The organism is Cohnella baijiui, from assembly GCF_020731285.1.
Lineage (GTDB): Bacteria > Bacillota > Bacilli > Paenibacillales > Paenibacillaceae > Cohnella.
This window is the reverse complement of record NZ_JAJFOW010000325.1, coordinates 1-242: the sequence shown is the minus strand read 5'-3', so window position 1 is coordinate 242 and position 242 is coordinate 1. Positions and strand designations below refer to the sequence as shown.

1 pseudogene is annotated in these 242 nt (G+C 45.5%); it reads left to right on the top strand.

Annotated features, from left to right (window positions below):
• Positions 1-242: pseudogene (locus tag LKX83_RS32810) on the top strand (transporter); the annotation flags it as partial.

Below are 242 nucleotides of genomic sequence, written 5' to 3'. Positions count from 1 at the left end.
CACCGGTTAGCGGCACAGTTGTACAAAGCACAGCAATCAAAGGGCAGATGGTCACCCCGGGACAGCCGTTAGCTCAAGTGGTGGATATGAATAAATTGTACGTTCGGGCAAACATTGAAGAAACCGATATTGCAGATGTAAAAGCAGGCTATGACGTGGATATCATCGTTGATGCCGATACGAATACGACGTTTACAGGGAAAGTAGAAACAGTCGGATATGCAACCAATTCTTTATTCTCG